Here is a 17,873-nt window from a genome sequence, read left to right on the forward strand (position 1 = left end):
ATTCAGGCTCATATTGGCCAATAACTTTTGAAACGAGTTTAAGGCAACTCCCTTTTCCAGAGGCAACTCCTCCAGTAGTAAATACAGCTACAGAGCGCTCTTTTTCAACATACTCTAATCCCTCTAAAGCACCCTGCTCACAAAGGTCATTAATAGATTCTGCCACCACCGGTTCAATTATTGCTCGTGCTCTCTGAGTATAAATCAATGCCATGCCTCGCTGAACACAAACCGCTTTAAGTAATTCTTTATCTGTACTCCATGGCTCTTTTCCTGAAATGGTCGCATGGAATGATTGTAGAGCTTCTAACTCCTCGGATGAAAAAGGATACACCTCTCTTGATTTTCCATGAGATAAGTCATTGAAAAATTCAATAACATCTATATTGGTATTCGCATGCATTGAAGCTACTTTGGACACTAATCCATCTAGCGACTTCTCTTCCAACTTTTTTTGTACCATCGTAAAAGCATGCCCAAATGTATCCATCTCATCATCAACATCCTTATCCAATTTGATTGTCGCTTGTAATTGTGCAAGAATCTCATGCTCAACAAGGCGTACAGGATACAAACATACTAAATTTCTAACCATGTCCTTAGGGAAAGCAACCGTGGTCTGCTCTAATAAAGCGATAGACTCCTCACTGCCACCAGTGCTTGAGTATGCTATTATCGTAAAATCTTCCGGGCTAACTTCCTGTTTTGATCTTATTCTTTCTTTTAGCTCAACAGTTGGAACAAAGAATCGTCCTTCATATGACATTTTGACCGCCTTTGATTTGACTATGTTTTTAACATATAGATCCACAAACAAACATAGTCAAATAAATAGTAACTCGTTGCGTCTCTGTTTCTCACTCATTATCTAATGACTGACCAGTGTTGAGTAAAAAATTAAAAAGATATCGATTTCCTATGGAATTTATTCTCTTTGTCGTATAGCTCAAACATCAATTGAATGGCGGCCATCACAAGATTAAAAAACATTTGCTTTATCGGGTTAGTCAGTACTAGCGTTTAATAAATTAATTGATATCCAATTAAAAATATTTAGTGCTTTAAAAATTACTCAAAGGAAGAATTATCATTAGAGGTTAGCTATCTACCATTAATTAGCACAATAAGTAATTCTCATGGTTTTGCAGTGATTCGGTTTGTAATTTACTTGACAGGTGACATTTTAGACCTGGCAGATACCAGTCATCCAAATTTACCCAAAGATCAGCAGTTCTTTTTCTTTTATGGAAAAAATTAGTTTCAAAATGAGTGGATTCTCTTGTGACACTCTTCTGTATAAAATATGCTCATTCAATATATTTTTATATCGATTTGTTTTGTATACACATATAGCGAGGAAATATCATGTCTTTTGAAAAGTTACCGGTGGAATTACAAGCTATAATTCTATCTAATCTTAATTCTTCAGATTTACAAAAAACAGCTCAGGTTTCAAAAATAATAAGGCAACAAAGTACAAAGTTATTAAATACACTTCATGCAGGATATCAGGAAGAAAAAATCTTACCCAATACGTCTGATTACTATGCTGTTGGAGAGAAAGTAATGGTCTCTCAACCTACAAATCCTTGGGACAAAGGTTTTCCTTATCGAAAAGAACGGAAGTCGATTCCTGAAAATGAAATAAAAAATGCCATACCAAAACAAGGTACAATGAAATTATTCCGCACCCAAAAAGAAGCACAAGACTATGCAATATGCACTTTAGATCAAGTTCATACTATTGATCGTATAGCGGCTGTTTTTCACGTGCAATTAAAAGAACCAATACTGAGCACCATTATAAAACAAGAAATCACACCAGTTGCATATCATATTTTTCGTTCGGGACCTAGGAGAAAAACAATTGAATATGTACTGGCAGATGTTAATAATCTCGAGTTCATTTCAGGTCAGGTTTCTGACTATGCTGAAATATCATTAGAAAATAAGAAGGAAGATAACTGTGCGTGTTTACTAATGTAAACTTTAAACCTCATTAATAGCCGAGGTTTTAAATAACCTTAAAAGATAAAGTTTTATTGAAACAAACCGCTACATGCACACAAATATCTTGATGTAGCGGTACCAAATTGTTGTAAGAATTATTAGAAAATAAGTAATATCAGTTAATGATTCTCATCGTTAGGCCCTGAAAGGATGAAGGATGAATTTACCTTCGCTTTTAATAGTTAAAATAAAGAATAACCCTATCATAATTAGGTTTAGCACTCCAAACTTGACGAAAAATCCACGATCTCCGCTCGGAAAATCTCCTATAACCTCATATAATAACAATACTTTAACGCTATGACAGAAATTAATTGTCAAAATGATTGATACAATGCAGAGTGAACTCAACAAGCATTTCACATATAATTACAAACAACCCGACGAATATCGTTTCAGTCTTGATTCAATTCACCTTGCAAAATTTGTCGCAACACAATTGAAATCCTACACAGATCTTGGTTCATTAAGAGTATTAGATCTCTGTGCAGGCTGCGGAGTCATTGGAATTGAACTATCGTGGCATCTTCCAGCAATCCGGCAGATAGATTTTATAGAGATCCAGGATATTTATACTGATTATTTCTATCAAAACATAGCTCATGTCAATCGACCTGAATTGCAATTTCGCTGGCATCTCTTAAATTATGATGAATTACATGAAAAAAAATGGGAAGGCAAATTTGATTTAACTATCAGTAATCCACCCTATTTCCAAGCAGGCCACGGAATGCTTTCCCCTTCCAAATTTAAAAATCGTTGCAGATTTTATTTAGATAGCTCTTTTCAGAGTTATATTCGAGCGCTAGAAAATTCACTTGCAAACAAAGGTAAAGCTTATTTTTTATTACGCCCATTAAAACATCATGGTCTTGATTTATTTTCTGATATGCAAAAAATACTACAGAAAACATCAGTAACAGTAAAAAAAATAGCGCATATCCGTGGTACGGATATTATTTTATTGGAAAAACTGATTTGAAATATTTAGTCTTGCAAAAAGATAAAAAATTCGTTCTTTATTGTCCCCACCATGAGATGTCTACCTTGGATTTCGCTGTTGTTCTATAATTTAAAAAATGGATTTACTTTTTGGTACTTATCAGAATGTTCACGTTTAAAAATACTTTTCTAACATTCATAATGGCAATTTTCTTATTTATTAATAATAATGTATTTGCCTGTCAGTGCTTTAATTCATTTTTTTTGAATTCAATTTTTTCAAATAACCAGGGAATTACATGTTCCCTTTCTACTGATTATGGCCGAGTCGTGAGAATGAGTCTTTCTGACGGAAGAAATAGTGCCGTTTCCTCAATTTATGGCTGTTCGTTAAATTCTGTCAGTAGTAACATCAGAAGAGACTTTTTTTATTATTCTAATAATAATGAATTGTGTGTTGAGGAAATTTTAAATGCTTGCCGCATGCTCAATATTGAAATTTATTCTTACTAATATTGACACGCTTGCTCAGAATATAGCAGTGAACACTTTTAAAAAGTATTGAGGCAAAATACCCAACTGAAGGAAAGGCTGCAACCCGTTAGAAACCCGTTTAAATTCCATACCTGATTTACTTGATCTTTTAAAAGCCCCGTCAGAACGAACTGACAGAGCTATTTAAAAGTCATTTACTATCTTAGGCCATAGCTGCCGCTTTCTTCTCTTTTTCTTTGGCAATTACTGTTTCAGCTACATTGTTTGGGCAAGCAGCATAGTGCGAGAATTCCATTGAGAATTGACCACGACCAGAGGTAAGGGTACGCAATGTACTGATGTAACCAAACATTTCTGAAAGAGGAACATCGGCTTTAATGCGAACACCAGCAGCACTGGGTTCCTGACCCGAGATCATCCCGCGACGACGGTTCAAGTCACCAATCACATTACCTACATCCTCTTCTGTACTATAAACGTCAACCTTCATGATAGGTTCAAGCAGTTGTGGAGCAGCTTTTGGTATGGATTGACGAAAAGCACTTTTTGCCGCAATTTCAAACGCTATTGCTGAAGAGTCAACGGCATGGTAAGCACCATCGGTGAGGTTAACAACAACATCCAATACAGGGAAACCTGCTAAGGTACCGGTATCCATCATTGAGCGGAACCCTTTCTCGATTGCCGGGAAGAATTCTTTAGGAACGTTTCCACCTACAACGGAAGTGATGAACGTGAATCCAGTGTTCGGTTCTCCTGGGGAAATAGTGTAATCAATCTTACCGTACTGACCAGCACCACCTGATTGTTTCTTGTGAGTATAGCTGTCTTGAATCGTTTTGGTTATTGTTTCGCGATAAGCAACTTGTGGCTGACCTACGATCAACTCAACATCGTATGTACGCTTCAGAATATCTACTTTAATGTCAAGATGTAATTCACCCATACCACGAAGAATAGTTTCACCTGAATCTTGATCTGTTTCTACTCTAAACGTTGGATCTTCTGCAACCATCTTACCAATAGCAATAGCCATTTTCTCGGTGGCGCCTTTATCTTTTGGCGTCACGGCAATAGATATAACTGGCTCAGGGAAAACCATCGCTTCAAGCGTACACTCATGATTAGGATCGCAAAGAGTGTGGCCAGTTCGAACATTTTTCATGCCTACTATCGCAATAATATCGCCTGCTTCAGCACTTTGTAATTCATTGCGCTCATTCGCCTGCATCTCCACCATACGACCAACACGTTCCGTTTTACCAGTAAAGGAGTTAAGAATTGTATCCCCCTTATTCAATTTTCCTGAGTAGATACGTACGAACGTTAGAGCACCAAAACGATCATCCATAATTTTAAATGCTAAAGCGCGGAATGGTTCATCTGGAGAAACAATAGCGAATTGGCCATTTGGCTCACCTTCAGCGTTAGTCAAAGGTTGCGGATTAACCTCATGCGGAGCAGGCAAATAGTCAACCACTGCATCCAATAACAGTTGCATCCCTTTATTTTTAAAGGCCGAACCGCAATAAGTAGGGAAGAAAGCTAATTCAAGCGTACCTTTACGGATACAACGCTTAATTTCTTCTATTGAAGGCTCCTCTCCTTCCAAATAAGCCATCAGCAACTCATCATCCATTTCAAGTGCTGTTTCAATTAATTGTGCACGATACATTTCAACGTCGTCATGCATATCGGCTGGTACATCAGTAATTTTGTAATTTTCTGGCTGGCCAGATTCGTCCCAAACATACGCTTTACGTGTTAATAAATCGACAACACCTACAAAGCTGTCTTCAAAACCAATGGGCAAAGTCATAATTAAAGGATGTGCACCCAATACTTTTTTAATTTGCTCAGTCACTTTCAAGAAGTTCGCGCCGATACGATCAAGTTTGTTTACGAAAATCAAACGAGATACTTTTGAGTTGTTTGCATAGCGCCAGTTGGTTTCTGACTGAGGCTCAACGCCGCCAGAACCACAGAATACCCCGATACCGCCATCGAGTACCTTCAGTGAACGATATACCTCTACAGTGAAGTCAACGTGTCCTGGGGTATCGATGACGTTAAAGCGGTAACCTTTCCAGAAGCAACTTACTGCTGCTGACTGGATGGTAATACCACGCTCTGCTTCCTGTTCCATGAAGTCGGTTGTTGATTCACCATCGTGAACTTCACCTATTTTGTGGATTCTACCAGTGAGTTTAAGAATACGTTCGGTAGTTGTAGTTTTTCCGGCATCTACGTGTGCGAAGATACCAATGTTTCTATAAAGGTTTAAATCAGTCATAGCGCTCTTATAAAGTTAATGGATAAAAAATTGTCACATATTGTACAGTATTTTATCCGGATTTGCAGCAAAAACTTCTTCCATTAACCTTTTTTTTTATGATTACTATACCTGGCAAACATTGTAGCCAACACTCGCGGCAAAATTAAGCGTGGCAGAATATCAATAGGAAGGATAATCGGATAGAAGCTGATCAAGGTAAGGACATTGTCGTTAATTTTTATTTTTTTACTATTCTTACTTGAGATATGGTGATACTCGTTCCTCATAAATCAATTCAAAACATTTTTTATACAGAAGGATTGTATCTCAAAATTATAAGAAGATAATCATAGAACCAAAATCAATTAACGAAATAATTAGGACGAGACAAAAAAAGATCCCAAATTTTTCCACTCTCTCGTTTTTTTGATCCTGAAAAGGTGCTAGCTATACTCGATTATTTAGACAGACAAAGACATCGAAACATTGTGTCTACCAACTTACAAGAATTTTTCTCTTAACTATTTAGCTTTTAGAGATATGCGAGTTGTTCTGATTAAACAATGAGTAGAGTTGAAACTGGAAAAGTAAATAAAGCAATGTATTTTTCACAATTGCGAGAATCTAAAGATAGTTGTAAGTCTACTACCTGCATGTATACTTTTGGTAGAACCGGTGGGAGCACTTGCAGTCTTTTTACCATCCTTCATCTTTAAAAAAAGATCTGTTATCAATACTAAGTAAGCTATTTTTACCCAATTAGCCCATGCTATTTTACCTGTGTACTTAACTAATGCGAAGATTGGACTTGCTACTCTAGAAATTTCATATCCCATGATAGAAATTAGATAAAAATAATTATAATTAATTACAGACCAACACTTATGCAAAATTTGTAACTTGAGGAATAGACTGATACCCTCCAAATCATAAAATAACCAAATGCCGAAATCTGCATTAAGTTGTTATCTTTTCCGAAAGATTTTTTTCAGCCCATTTTTGAAATAAACCAAGCAATTTTATACTTCCATACTCAGAAATATGGAGTTGATCACGATAGAAAGGAAGGCCGTTGGCATCTATCATTGAGCATTTTTTACTATCACAAAATAAATCATTCGGATCAAAAAAAATAACACTTGGGTTGGTTTTTGATATTGCTTTAATTACTGCTTGATGAAATGGAATGAGAGTGTTCCTTTCTTTCAAATCGGATATACATCCTTCAGCGCTGCTAAACGGTCTCATACAGCTTTTAACATCTTTTTTATTAAAAATAAGATGAGGTAAAAAAACGATAACTTTTATATGATTTTTTTCCAGGAAATCTATTCTGCTTTTCAAGCGAGCCAAGTACTCTTCTGACGCTCCGTATAAGCCTGCAATTATTGCATATTTCAAAGAGCCAACATTTTGTTTAATAATGTTATTTATAAACTTTTCTTGATGTAGGGGCCTATCCCCTGCACAAGGAAAAGCTGGATCTGCTGGCATATCGACTAAAGGAGTTGTCCCAACTTTTGCTGCATCGCAAGTGCCAATAGAAAGTATGGTCTCATTCGAGAATAGCTTATTATGTAATAACCCTGGATAAAGCTGGTTTGCAAAACTATTCCCAAGCAAAATAACAGTCGGCTTCTTGCTTTTATTGATCATACAAAACCACCATTGATAATCTTTTGCTTCATCAAAAGGATAGCGCTTTAAGCAAAGATCATTTTTTGTGTATTGCCAAGCAGGGCCAACAAACTGGGCGTTGACTTCATTAAAATTTTTCCAGAAGGGTCTATTTAAAAATCCCTCTTTGCTTTTACAATAAAACCCCACTAAAGCGATCACCAACATGATTAAGATCAATAAATACACAATAAATTTTTTTTGATTTAAGCGTATTGGCTTCTCAACAAAAGAGTAGGTTCCCCAGGCGAACAACATCGAGATTAAAATAATAATTAGTCCCGCTTTTATTCCTACATGTTCCCCCTTAAGAATGAATGCGAAAGAAAGGAGAGGCCAATGCCATAGATATAATGGGAAACTTATTAATCCAATCCAGATCAAAATACGACTGGATAAGACGGCTTTGTTAAACCAAGCTTTAGGCCCTGCTAGAATAATCAACAAGGTTCCAAGATTGGGTAAGATTGCCCACCATCCTGGGAAAATTTTTGTTTTATTAATAAATAAAAGGCTCATACCGAGTAATATAAAACCCGTTAGCGAGCTAACGTTTTGCAAAATAGAGTGTTTCTCATTTATATAAATCACGTTCTGAAATAGGGTTTTTCCTGATTTTAAGCGATAATTATTCAGTGCAGCTGGCTTTTGGGCGTTAACGCCCCCGCTGGCAAGTCTGTGCTCTGCGTCTTGTCCGTAGCGTGTAGTAGTGGCCGGAACGGCGGTCGAAGTTTGCTTTTTAAAGATAAAATACGCTAAAAGAGACCCTGTTATTAATTCCCAGAAACGTGTTTGCGGCGAGTAGAACGCAGCTACCAAGTCATAATGCACCACTTTAATATTTATGATTAAGGAAGCCATGAAAATGAGTAGCAAAACACCAGGGATAATAGCTGGCTTCTTCCAGATAAACCATAACAATAATGGCCAAATAATATAATATTGTTCTTCAACTCCTAAAGACCAAAGATGGAGTAACGGCTTTGTTTCAGCCAGATTATCAAAATACCCCGCTTCAAACCAAAAAGTAAAGTTCGAGAAAAAACCCGCACCACTCAAAACGTGCTTACCTAGTTGTGCGTACTCGTGTGGAAATAAAATGAACCATCCAACTATTAAACAGGCAAATAATGTAATTAGAAGAGCTGGAAAAATTCTTTTAATGCGTCGACTATAGAATTCAAAGATACTGAAATGATTATTAGTTAAATTATTAAGAATTATGCTGGAAATTAAAAAACCCGAGATCACAAAAAAAATATCAACACCGATGAAGCCTCCTTTTATCCAAGTTGGAAAAACATGGAACCCAACTACTGACAACACAGCGATTGCTCGCAAACCATCAATATCAGGTCGATAGTTGAGATGATAATTAGACATTCTAACTTCCTTTCAGAATCAAGGTGCTTTCATCATGTGCACATAACTAGCAGTAGATTATTCGAATTTTCAAGTTATTGATAGATGGATCATTAAAAAAATTACCAATAAGCCCTCACTTGTTTTCCTGTTCCCGCCAAAAAATGCAACCAAAGAAACTCCTTCTTTGTGTTCGGATTCTTGTGACTCAGAAATTATCGCAGGTTTTTCTCCTTGCAGTAAACTTGTGACTCTTTCTACTACCTAGCGTCATCAGGAGTAAAATCAATCTCATAAACCTTATGAGATGTAAAAGCATTGTTAGCAAAAACCCGCCAATCAATAGAACACTTTAACTGATCCGTATTGATTGAATAATAACTATTTTTTCCATCTTTAGTACGTAAACATGATGTTGAACCAGCGTGCAGGAATACACATTGTTCACCTTGGTTTTTGGTAACTAATGTTAAATTGGCATAATGCAGATGTCCTGTACAAACGATATGAATAGGGCTTTCTTTTAAATAATTTATAAATTTTTCTGCATTATTTAAGGGATGATGCATCCCTGAAAAATGTTTAAGGTTATGATGAAAAAATAAAATATTTAATTGTTTCGAAGTATATGAAAAATGATTTCTTATGCGACCTAATGTTTTATGGCTTAACCTCCCATCTTTAACTTGATATGGAGTGGCACTATTAACCCCAAGAATATTCACTTCTTTATTATTAAAACTTACCTCCAGCTGAGTAGAAATGTAGTTTTTGTAGCGTTTAAATGGATGTAAAAAACGGTAAATGGGATTATCAAATGGAATATCATGGTTGCCTGGAACAATGAGCAGAGTCATAGTTAAGCGCTGCAAGAATCCTAATAATTGTTTATATTGACCAGGACGGGCTCTCTGTGTTAAATCTCCGGATATAATAATAACATCAGGATCCAATGAGGTTAGATCTTCCAGAAGCGATTCAATAATTATAGGATTATGCATTCCAAAATGAAGATCTGAAATGTGTATTATTTTCATGATGAACGCTTCAAAAGAGTTAAAGAGCGAGATAATGTTCGATAATACAATGGAGTTTTTGTTTTAATGGTATCGCCATCTACAGAGATAGTAATCTCTTTCTCGTTATTAAAATGAATTTCAATAGGATGTTTTGATTGAGTTCTTTCAAAGAGATTTTTGCTGCAAAATATACTTTGGATTATTTTAAATATTTGTATCTTTCCCTTTTTAAAATAATAAAGTCCTAGCAACTCCTTGTGGAAACTCTCTCTTTTAATTGTTGCTGGAAATTTATAAGAATATAGATTATTACTGATCATCAAAAAAGAAGTGTGTAACGATAAATCTAGATTTTTGCTTTTTACAGTTAAAGTAAAGACTGGATGTTTTTTTAAACTCTCAATAAATCCGGGTATATAGCTTAACCATTTGTTATATTTTTTATTATACTGTTCTCGTTTGTCAGCAAATTTTGGATAAAAGCCAATGGAAGAGTTATTAATAAAAATAATATCATTGACCTTTGCTAAGTCGATTTTAATTGTATGAGGTTTTTTCAAACTAGCAACTATCTCATTAACACTGCTAGGTAAACCGAGTTCGCTAGCAAAATGGTTAAGTGTTCCTAAAGGAATGACCCCTAAAATTATTGGCTTATGGGCGCAATAATGAGCCGCCGTCCGTATCGTCCCATCTCCTCCACCTGCTAAAATAACTTTATGTATAGTAATACATTTTTTTATCGTTTTCGGCAAATTTCTTGGTGTAGTCTCATAGAGAGTATAAGAAATATCCGCAGCTTTTAAACCATCTAAATAAAGTATGGCATTAGCAGAATTTTTAGCCTTTTTATTTATGATAACAGCAATAGTATCCATCTATTCTCCTTTCGCTGTTAGAAAAAGAAAAATATCACCTGTCTAATTTCTCATAACAGATTGTTAAAATCTGAAATAAATGATCCTTTATAAAGTAATAGATTTCTTTTTGAATTAGTCAATAATTTTGTGGCAAATAAAGCATATCAATAAAAGATTCGCCTTTAATTTGCTGCGTCGACTGTCCTGGTTTGTACACGACAACTACTCTTCTCAGCAGTTCAAGTTATTTTTCTTCTTTAAGTTTTTTACGACGAGCAAGTTCTGCTTCTGATGGTTTATGTTGTGCAAATGACCCGGTCTTGACATCCCCTGCACGCACGTATACCGCGGCGATGACTCCACTTGGTGAAACCATACTTTCCAGCAACTTGAATCCAGCAGGCATTGTCCCTTTGGCAAACAGACGTTTACCGCCACCAAGCGTAATGGGAAATATTTTTAGCCAAAGCTCGTCAACCAGATCTTGCTTCAGAAGTGTTTGAATGAGATTAGCGCTACCATATACTTGCAACTCAGGTCCGTCCTGCTCCTTAAGCTTCCCAATTTCTTGCGTGATATTGTCAGTGATAAGCACAGAGCCAGTCCAACTAAGTTCCTTAAGAGTTGTTGAGACAACGTATTTTTTCACACCATTAAATTTATCTGCAATCAGATCATCTTGTACATATGGCCAATAAGCAGCAAATATTTCATACGTTTTTCTCCCCAGCAATAAATCAAAAGAACGAGACATTTGCTTGTCCATCACTTTGCCCAAAGAGTCATCAAAATAAGGGAAGGTCCAACCGCCGTATTTAAATCCGCAAGTGGGATCCTCTTCGGAACCACCTGGAGCCTGCATTACCCCGTCAAGAGTTATAAATGGTAGAACAATTAATTTTCGCATATTATTTTCCCTCATAAGCTCGCTTAAGCGTTGCGATATCGAATTTCTTCATCGGTAAAAATGCTTTCGTTACACGATCAATCTGCTTACGAGTGCCATTTCTCATCATTTCGTCCAAAGCTTTAGGTGCTACCTGCCATGAGAGGCCGTATTTGTCTTTGAGCCAACCACACTGCTCGGCTTCCGGAACAGCAGAGAGGCTTTCCCAATAATAATCAATCTCTTCCTGAGTTTCGCAATTCACTATAAATGATAGCGCTTCGTTAAAAACAAAATCATGATTTTGAGCGCTCTCCATTGCAGCGAACCATTGACCTGAAAGCATAAAATCTGCAAATGAAATTGTTCCTTCTTTTTCCTGATCCTGACCCGAACTATAATAAGTAAGATTGCCCCATCTTGAATTTTTGAATATCGACATATAGAAATTGATAGCCTCTTCTGCTTTACCGTACATACTCCCAACGAACAGAAGCGACGGAATGATATGAGAGTGTTCTTCATTCCCACTATCTGCAAGAATAAGTTGCCATGAAAGACCGAATTTATCCTGCACCCAACCATAGCATTTGCTGAAAGGATATTCTTGCAGCGGCATAAGCGCCGTGCCAGTGCTAATCAACTTGCTCCACAGAGTCTCGAGCTTTTCTTTCGCATTCTTTTCCTGTGCCCGATTGAAAGTTACGAGAAACGAAACAGAGGGATTGAGTTTGAAAAGGGGTCCTGCGCTAATTGCTATAAAAGACTGTCTTGAAAGCTCGAAAGAAACAATGTCACATTGTCCCGATGGTGTGTCATGAAGTGTTGTACTATTCGTAATTTTTGAGTTAGGAAACAAAGAAGTATAGAACTCTACAGCTTCCCTGGCTTCCTTATCGAACCATAAATGTGGTGTTATCTTATCCATGTATATGTCCTTTTAACTGATTTACTGCAGATCATTCATCGCCCTAACTTCAGTAGACTCTTCTTAATTAAATTTATACTACTCTGAGTAAATTATCCTAAGCAAGCATAGACCATTTGCAAGAAAGATTAGGGTCGTTAGCGATTCAGAATTAAAAAAACAAGGAGGGCGACAAAAACGAAGATCAAAAATAACAACCTATTGAGAACTTTTCAAACTACCTCGATTGAACTAAGAACCCCTATTTATATCTAAGTTTGGTCATAGCTAACTGCGGAACTCACATTTTCCTGTGTATCACACCAATCTAAATAACTCCTTTTTATTTCCTGAAATTGAGTTAGAGCTTTTTCAAACAGTTCTAACTCCTCGACACTCGCAATTGATAAAAGCATTGCTGTATCAATATTAGGCGTTACCATCTCATCACTTGAAATATATTGTGGAAAATCTAGAATTCGCTCCATTTCTTTTTCTGCTCGTAAGTATTCATCTACAAGTTCTTTTACGGAATAACCTGGAATTATGTTTGAATTAAGAATTAAAACTGGCAAAAGATTTTCACGCATAAATAAATATTGCGATAAAACCATGGAATATGTTCGGCCTACTCCATCTTGAAAAGGATGATGTAGTACAGCGTGTTTTAAATAAGTAAATAGAGCAGTCAACTTATCATGTTTCGTTCTGGCATTATCTAATGCTTCTTTTAGTTGTTGGATATGTTCTGAGCCTATTGCATGTAAAAATTGATCGGAGTCAATATGTTTTTTTTCTCTGGAATTAAAAAAAATGACAGCGCCATTATTTAAACTGCTCCATATTTTAGTAGCTAAAGAATGAGTGTCCTCTGTAAGAAAACTTGAAATAATTTCATGACAGTCCTTCGTTTCAATTGAGATATCAAAGCCAGCCGTTCCCATTTTTGACTCTACTGATTTTAGGTAATCAATCGTTTCGATTAATCCCTCTGGTGAATCATTTTTAAGATCCATTTGCCAAGAGGCACCGCTACTACGAAACTCACCCGGAGTTTGAGTCAGCATGTTCCTCACACCTTGGGTACAGGTTTTATGTAGCTTTTTAATAAAATCCAATGTAAAGGGTTTATCAAGTAATATATGTTCTACAGCGAGGCAAAAACCATTGGTAACATTCAATAAATAGCCTGGTTCATTATCCTCAAATCCCAACCAGCCTTGGTGTTTATTAAAAAGTGAGGTAATGCGTTCACCTTTCCTATCTTGGACATGAAATAAATTGTTTAGACCAGTTAAAGCTTCGTGGTCGCCTAAGTGCTCTGCAAGCTGGTATACTTGTCCTATAGTGACATCTTTTACAATATCTTCAATGACAGAAACTGGGATTGCTTTTACTTGTTCCTCAGGTATTCCGTTCATTTTGGCATGTAATTTTCGATATAATTCCTGTCTATAGTCATACCGCGCTCTCTCCACAAAAAATCTCCAAAACTCCTTTTCTGGAAAATTATTAAAAAACCGTTTTAGATTATATTCTCTAGATCTTTCTGAATCTTTCGAACTAAAAAATCTTTCATGCATAATACTCAATATCGTTTAAAGGAAATTAAGATTATTATAGATTAATTTATGAACAACTCGATCACAATATTTTCTTTTGCCGCATTTAGAAAAGAATTTTTAACCGATAAGCCTATTTAAAACCAAAATTAATCGTGAAAGCGAACGGTTCTATGCGTTTCTGGCCCTCATGAGGAAAGAAATAATTATCACTATCAGCCTCATTTGCCTGATTTTCTTCTTTATCTTGTTTTTTTAATCTAAAGTAGGGATCATTCTTGGATTTGCCTAGCTGGGACACCACTGATATAAAAAAACCGTTGTACGCTGAGTAAATTGTTAAGAAATTATTTAAGTTGCTTTCAATTATTGAAAACATGAATCGGATTATCTATGATTAAATAGTTATCACGATTTAAGGATTTTTGACATGCCAAACAGTATTGTTCCCTTCCGAGTAGATTTTGAGAAGAATGGAACCTCAGTTTCATCTAGGGATCAGGCAATTAAAATTCTGGATGAAGTAGCGAGATTACATGCTAATGGGGCTAAAACGGTTGGGATTACTTATTCTGCCAATAAAGGTCAAACAGATAAAATTATAGATACCTACAACAAAGGGGGGTGGAAAACAGGTACAGGTGGATCCAATCAGGCAACTGTAATATCCGAAATCGAGCAGCTACTCACAGAGCCAAAATATAAACATTTACAGAGCGTATACCGGACAGTTCCTATTACCACGATGGAATACGACAGCAAAGGAAAAGCTGTTCCAGCTAATGATACTGCGGTAAAGAAAAGTCTTGACCATGCTTCTCAATTTATGGAGAGTGGAGGCGTGTTACTCGGCTGGACTAATCAAAAAACACCTCCAGGAAAATTAGCAATTGGTGGTGGTGTTGCTGCTGGTTTGCAAACGCCAAGTCAAAAACAAATGATAAACAATTGGGTAAAGAACAATCTACCACCACCCTCTTTAGAAGACGATATACCATTAACGCCTCCTAAGAAAACAGTATCCGAGACTTCTCAGCTACATGCACTACAAACTCTCGAAAAAGAAGAATCTGCACGCAAGAAAAAGAGTACTACTGTTCAAAGTGAACAAAATGAAGCCTTGCTAGATGCCTATAAAAAACATTGTGGCGATGAATGGTTTAAAGATAACCCTCCTAAAAAAGATGATGAGGGTCGACTAAACCTATCTTTTAAATCTGATGAAGACATGGCTAACTTTTTTAAAAAGCAAGCTGACTCAGGAAAAAGTTTTATTATGATTGATGAAAAAACCAATAAAGTCATTGCTTTTTCTAATGGCGATGGAAAGCTCTATAGGCCAGGAAAAGATGGTCCGCAAGAGATTACAGATAAGTCCATTATGCCCAAAGAAAGTGACATGAAGGATCTTCCTGATCTTGATAATTTTAAAATTCCTGCAAAAGAAACAACACAAGAGTCCAATACTCAGCTTCAACAAGCCTAATACGTTCAGAGCCATTTGCTTTGCAAATGGCAACGCTATATTTTCATTCAACTCATCTGCATGAAGAGCACAGATGTTCCTTAGCTGTGGCTGATTAAAATTTGAATTAGGAGTCAATGTCTAGTTCGCAGAGGTTCTCTAAAAGGAATGACTCCTGTGACAGCAATGAACTATTATGGTTGTTATATCCGACTTTAAATAATAGTTATATTTTAACTACTGAGGAGAGTAAAATATGATTAATCCATCAAAAATACTGATGTCCTCAATTTTTTCGTCGCACAAGATTGCTTGATACGAATGATAGGATAGGCTCCTGATGCAACAAAAATAATTGAAGCCATTGAAGAAGTTAAAAAATGATGTGTCATCTATTGTCTTCAGAAAGTATCTCCTGGCTGCTTGCAACCTAATATACTGATCTTTTCCACAAACCAAAATGCAGAATAAAATCCTTGATGGCACACACTCATTCTCTTGGAAATGCATTAGTTACTAAGTTTAATTAAGAATTAATTAATATTTAATTGATATAGTTTAATGAGTTTTACAGGAGTCAATTATGATGAAAATATTAATTACTTATCTTTTTTCTTTAATGTTTTTTTCCCTATCTTTTGCAGCAAAGCCAACAGATCTTGTTTTGCTACTACGTGTCAATTCAGTTGATAGAACAAAAATTTATGATCAATTTGTAAAGGATACAATTATTGCAAAAGATAATAATACAGATAAAAAGAACATGCCTAACTATCATGTTACGGTAGGATGGATTGCAAACGGAAAAAGTGATAAAAATTTAGAAAAAATGATGACAGATGAGTTAAAAACTGAATCATCTATAAACTATTATTTTGGAGAAGCTGGTATTTACCAAGTATCTCCATCATGTCCTAAACCGGCACCAAACAATAAAAAATGTACTCGTAATGCTATTGTATTGTTTCCAGATGAATCAACTAAAGATGATTTAAAAAGCATTAATTTGAAATTGAATTTATTACTTAAAAAATACAATCAGGATTATCATACAAATTTTAAAATGTATGCGGATATTATTCCAGAAAACTATACCCCGCATATCTCTTTAGCAGCTACTAACCAAGTTCTTCCTAAGAATAGAGGGAATGCAGTAATTCAATTAAATAATAAAATAAAAGACAGTAGCTTTAAATATACTAAATTAAAATGAATTCCTTAAACAACATGAAGGCACGATGACTTCAGAGCTCAGGATGCTTTGAACAAAATTTGCTCCCCCTCTCTGAGTCTAAGCTATAATCTTTATTACTGGAAAAAATTCCACATCTCATGGAGTTATGATGAAAATTTCCCGGAATATGATCAATAAGGCCATTGAAGCCAAAATCATCACAGAAAAACAAGCCAATGATTTAATTGAATTTATAAAGACTCTCCCTGAACAAAGTCCAGGATTTAATCTCACTAATGTTCTTTATTATTTTGGAGGGCTTATAGCTATAGGTGCCATGACATTATTTATGAATTTGGGGTGGGAAATGTATGGAGGCTGGGGAATTTTATTTCTATCCGTGTGCTATTCCATTCTGGGTGTCGCACTGACTCATAAACTACATGATACTGGTTATAAAATACCCGCCGGAATATGTGCCACCTTTGTAATCTGTCTTACTCCCTTAGCCATTTACGGACTACAACAGGGCATGGGTTGGTGGCCACCAGATAATAGTGTGTATCAAGATTACCATGTCTATATTAAATGGAACTGGATCTTCATGGAGCTAGGGACTCTTATCGTAGGAATTATAATGGCCTGGATCTATCGCTACCCCTTTATGATTATGCCCATTGCAGTTACCCTCTGGTATATGTCTATGGATCTTACTTCAATCCTTGCGCCAGAAAATTACACCTATGAGCTAGGAGCTATGGTTTCTATGTATTTTGGCATAGTTACCATATTAATTGCTTTTTGGGTGGATGTTCGATCCAGTCATTCTGCAGACTTTGCTTTCTGGCTTTATATATTTGGTGTTATGACTTTTTGGGGAGGCCTCAGCGCACAACACTCAGATAGTGAACTTTCTAAATTTATATATTTGTGCATCAATCTTTTAATGATTTTGATTGGAGTTATTTTAAATAGAAAAGTATTTGTACTATTCGGCGCTTTAGGCAGTTGTTTCTATTTAGGGTATTTAGCATTCAAGGTATTTAAACTCAGTTACTTATTTCCTGTGGCATTGACTATTATCGGTTTTGGTATTATCTACCTCGGTTTGCTTTGGCAAAAAAATGAAGCGTTACTGACGCATAAAATTCGCTCAGTATTACCTCAACCGCTACAGGATTTATTACAGTCCAGGGATCAAATGGAATAAAGAGCCCTTTGAACCCTGTTAGCAATTTT

At 36.0% G+C, this 17,873-nt stretch carries 12 protein-coding genes and 1 pseudogene; 5 read left to right on the forward strand and 8 right to left on the reverse strand.

Annotation, left to right across the window (positions count from 1 at the left end; genetic code table 11):
* Positions 1-766 (reverse strand): annotated as a pseudogene (locus Lpar_RS19425) (hypothetical protein); the annotation flags it as partial.
* A 599-nt stretch (positions 767-1,365) separates the two neighbouring features.
* Between Lpar_RS19425 and Lpar_RS13965 the strand changes: the two are divergent.
* Together Lpar_RS13965 and Lpar_RS13970 are read left to right on the forward strand one after the other, a co-directional pair.
* A complete protein-coding gene (locus Lpar_RS13965) occupies positions 1,366-1,986 on the forward strand; it encodes an F-box protein (protein WP_058518498.1) in 621 nt (206 codons plus the stop codon).
* 346 nt (positions 1,987-2,332) lie between these two features.
* Positions 2,333-2,992 (forward strand): methyltransferase, encoded by a 660-nt coding sequence (locus Lpar_RS13970; protein ID WP_058518499.1) that lies wholly within the window; start codon positions 2,333-2,335, stop codon positions 2,990-2,992.
* A gap of 657 nt (positions 2,993-3,649) precedes the next feature.
* Here the strand turns inward: Lpar_RS13970 and fusA are convergent.
* The 7 genes from fusA to Lpar_RS14010 form a co-directional block, all read right to left on the reverse strand.
* Entirely contained in the window at positions 3,650-5,740 is a 2,091-nt protein-coding gene (gene fusA / locus Lpar_RS13975) for an elongation factor G (RefSeq protein ID WP_058518500.1), read from the reverse strand.
* A 939-nt stretch (positions 5,741-6,679) separates the two neighbouring features.
* Complete coding sequence (locus Lpar_RS13985) at positions 6,680-8,782, reverse strand: acyltransferase family protein (protein WP_058518502.1); 2,103 nt, start codon at positions 8,780-8,782, stop codon at positions 6,680-6,682.
* Between the two features lie 239 nt (positions 8,783-9,021).
* A complete protein-coding gene (locus Lpar_RS13990) occupies positions 9,022-9,798 on the reverse strand; it encodes a metallophosphoesterase family protein (protein WP_058518503.1) in 777 nt (258 codons plus the stop codon).
* Positions 9,795-10,658, reverse strand: a complete 864-nt coding sequence (locus Lpar_RS13995) for a diacylglycerol/lipid kinase family protein (RefSeq protein WP_058518504.1) — start codon at positions 10,656-10,658, stop codon at positions 9,795-9,797. Before Lpar_RS13995 ends, Lpar_RS13990 begins: the two co-directional genes overlap by 4 nt.
* Positions 10,659-10,884: 226 nt before the next feature.
* On the reverse strand, positions 10,885-11,547 hold the full coding sequence (locus Lpar_RS14000; protein ID WP_058518505.1) for a dihydrofolate reductase family protein: 663 nt from the start codon (positions 11,545-11,547) through the stop codon (positions 10,885-10,887).
* A gap of 1 nt (position 11,548) precedes the next feature.
* Entirely contained in the window at positions 11,549-12,454 is a 906-nt protein-coding gene (locus tag Lpar_RS14005; protein WP_058518506.1) for a VOC family protein, read from the reverse strand.
* A 251-nt stretch (positions 12,455-12,705) separates the two neighbouring features.
* A complete protein-coding gene (locus tag Lpar_RS14010; protein WP_133133911.1) occupies positions 12,706-13,911 on the reverse strand; it encodes a hypothetical protein in 1,206 nt (401 codons plus the stop codon).
* Between the two features lie 514 nt (positions 13,912-14,425).
* On the opposite strand from Lpar_RS14010, the gene Lpar_RS14020 reads away from it, so the two are divergent.
* The 3 genes from Lpar_RS14020 (at position 14,426) to Lpar_RS14030 (ending at position 17,844) form a co-directional block, all read left to right on the forward strand.
* A complete protein-coding gene (locus tag Lpar_RS14020; protein ID WP_058518509.1) occupies positions 14,426-15,481 on the forward strand; it encodes a hypothetical protein in 1,056 nt (351 codons plus the stop codon).
* Between the two features lie 562 nt (positions 15,482-16,043).
* Positions 16,044-16,673, forward strand: coding sequence for a hypothetical protein (locus tag Lpar_RS14025; RefSeq protein ID WP_058518510.1), 630 nt, complete (start codon positions 16,044-16,046; stop codon positions 16,671-16,673).
* 130 nt (positions 16,674-16,803) lie between these two features.
* Positions 16,804-17,844 carry a hypothetical protein gene (locus Lpar_RS14030; RefSeq protein WP_058518511.1) on the forward strand — a complete coding sequence of 347 codons (1,041 nt, stop codon included), beginning with the start codon at positions 16,804-16,806 and terminating at the stop codon, positions 17,842-17,844.
* The last annotated feature ends 29 nt before the right edge of the window (positions 17,845-17,873 follow it).

This window comes from Legionella parisiensis, from assembly GCF_001467945.1.
GTDB lineage: Bacteria > Pseudomonadota > Gammaproteobacteria > Legionellales > Legionellaceae > Legionella > Legionella parisiensis.

Excerpts from the sequence above, each read along its gene's own strand:
- Lpar_RS13965 (WP_058518498.1), top strand. The coding sequence starts at position 1,366 with ATGTCTTTTGAAAAGTTACCGGTGGAATTACAAGCTATAATTCTATCT.
- Lpar_RS13970 (WP_058518499.1), top strand. The coding sequence starts at position 2,333 with ATGATTGATACAATGCAGAGTGAACTCAACAAGCATTTCACATATAAT.
- fusA (WP_058518500.1), bottom strand. The coding sequence starts at position 5,740 with ATGACTGATTTAAACCTTTATAGAAACATTGGTATCTTCGCACACGTA.
- Lpar_RS13985 (WP_058518502.1), bottom strand. The coding sequence starts at position 8,782 with ATGTCTAATTATCATCTCAACTATCGACCTGATATTGATGGTTTGCGA.
- Lpar_RS13990 (WP_058518503.1), bottom strand. The coding sequence starts at position 9,798 with ATGAAAATAATACACATTTCAGATCTTCATTTTGGAATGCATAATCCT.
- Lpar_RS13995 (WP_058518504.1), bottom strand. The coding sequence starts at position 10,658 with ATGGATACTATTGCTGTTATCATAAATAAAAAGGCTAAAAATTCTGCT.
- Lpar_RS14000 (WP_058518505.1), bottom strand. The coding sequence starts at position 11,547 with ATGCGAAAATTAATTGTTCTACCATTTATAACTCTTGACGGGGTAATG.
- Lpar_RS14005 (WP_058518506.1), bottom strand. The coding sequence starts at position 12,454 with ATGGATAAGATAACACCACATTTATGGTTCGATAAGGAAGCCAGGGAA.
- Lpar_RS14020 (WP_058518509.1), top strand. The coding sequence starts at position 14,426 with ATGCCAAACAGTATTGTTCCCTTCCGAGTAGATTTTGAGAAGAATGGA.
- Lpar_RS14025 (WP_058518510.1), top strand. The coding sequence starts at position 16,044 with ATGATGAAAATATTAATTACTTATCTTTTTTCTTTAATGTTTTTTTCC.
- Lpar_RS14030 (WP_058518511.1), top strand. The coding sequence starts at position 16,804 with ATGAAAATTTCCCGGAATATGATCAATAAGGCCATTGAAGCCAAAATC.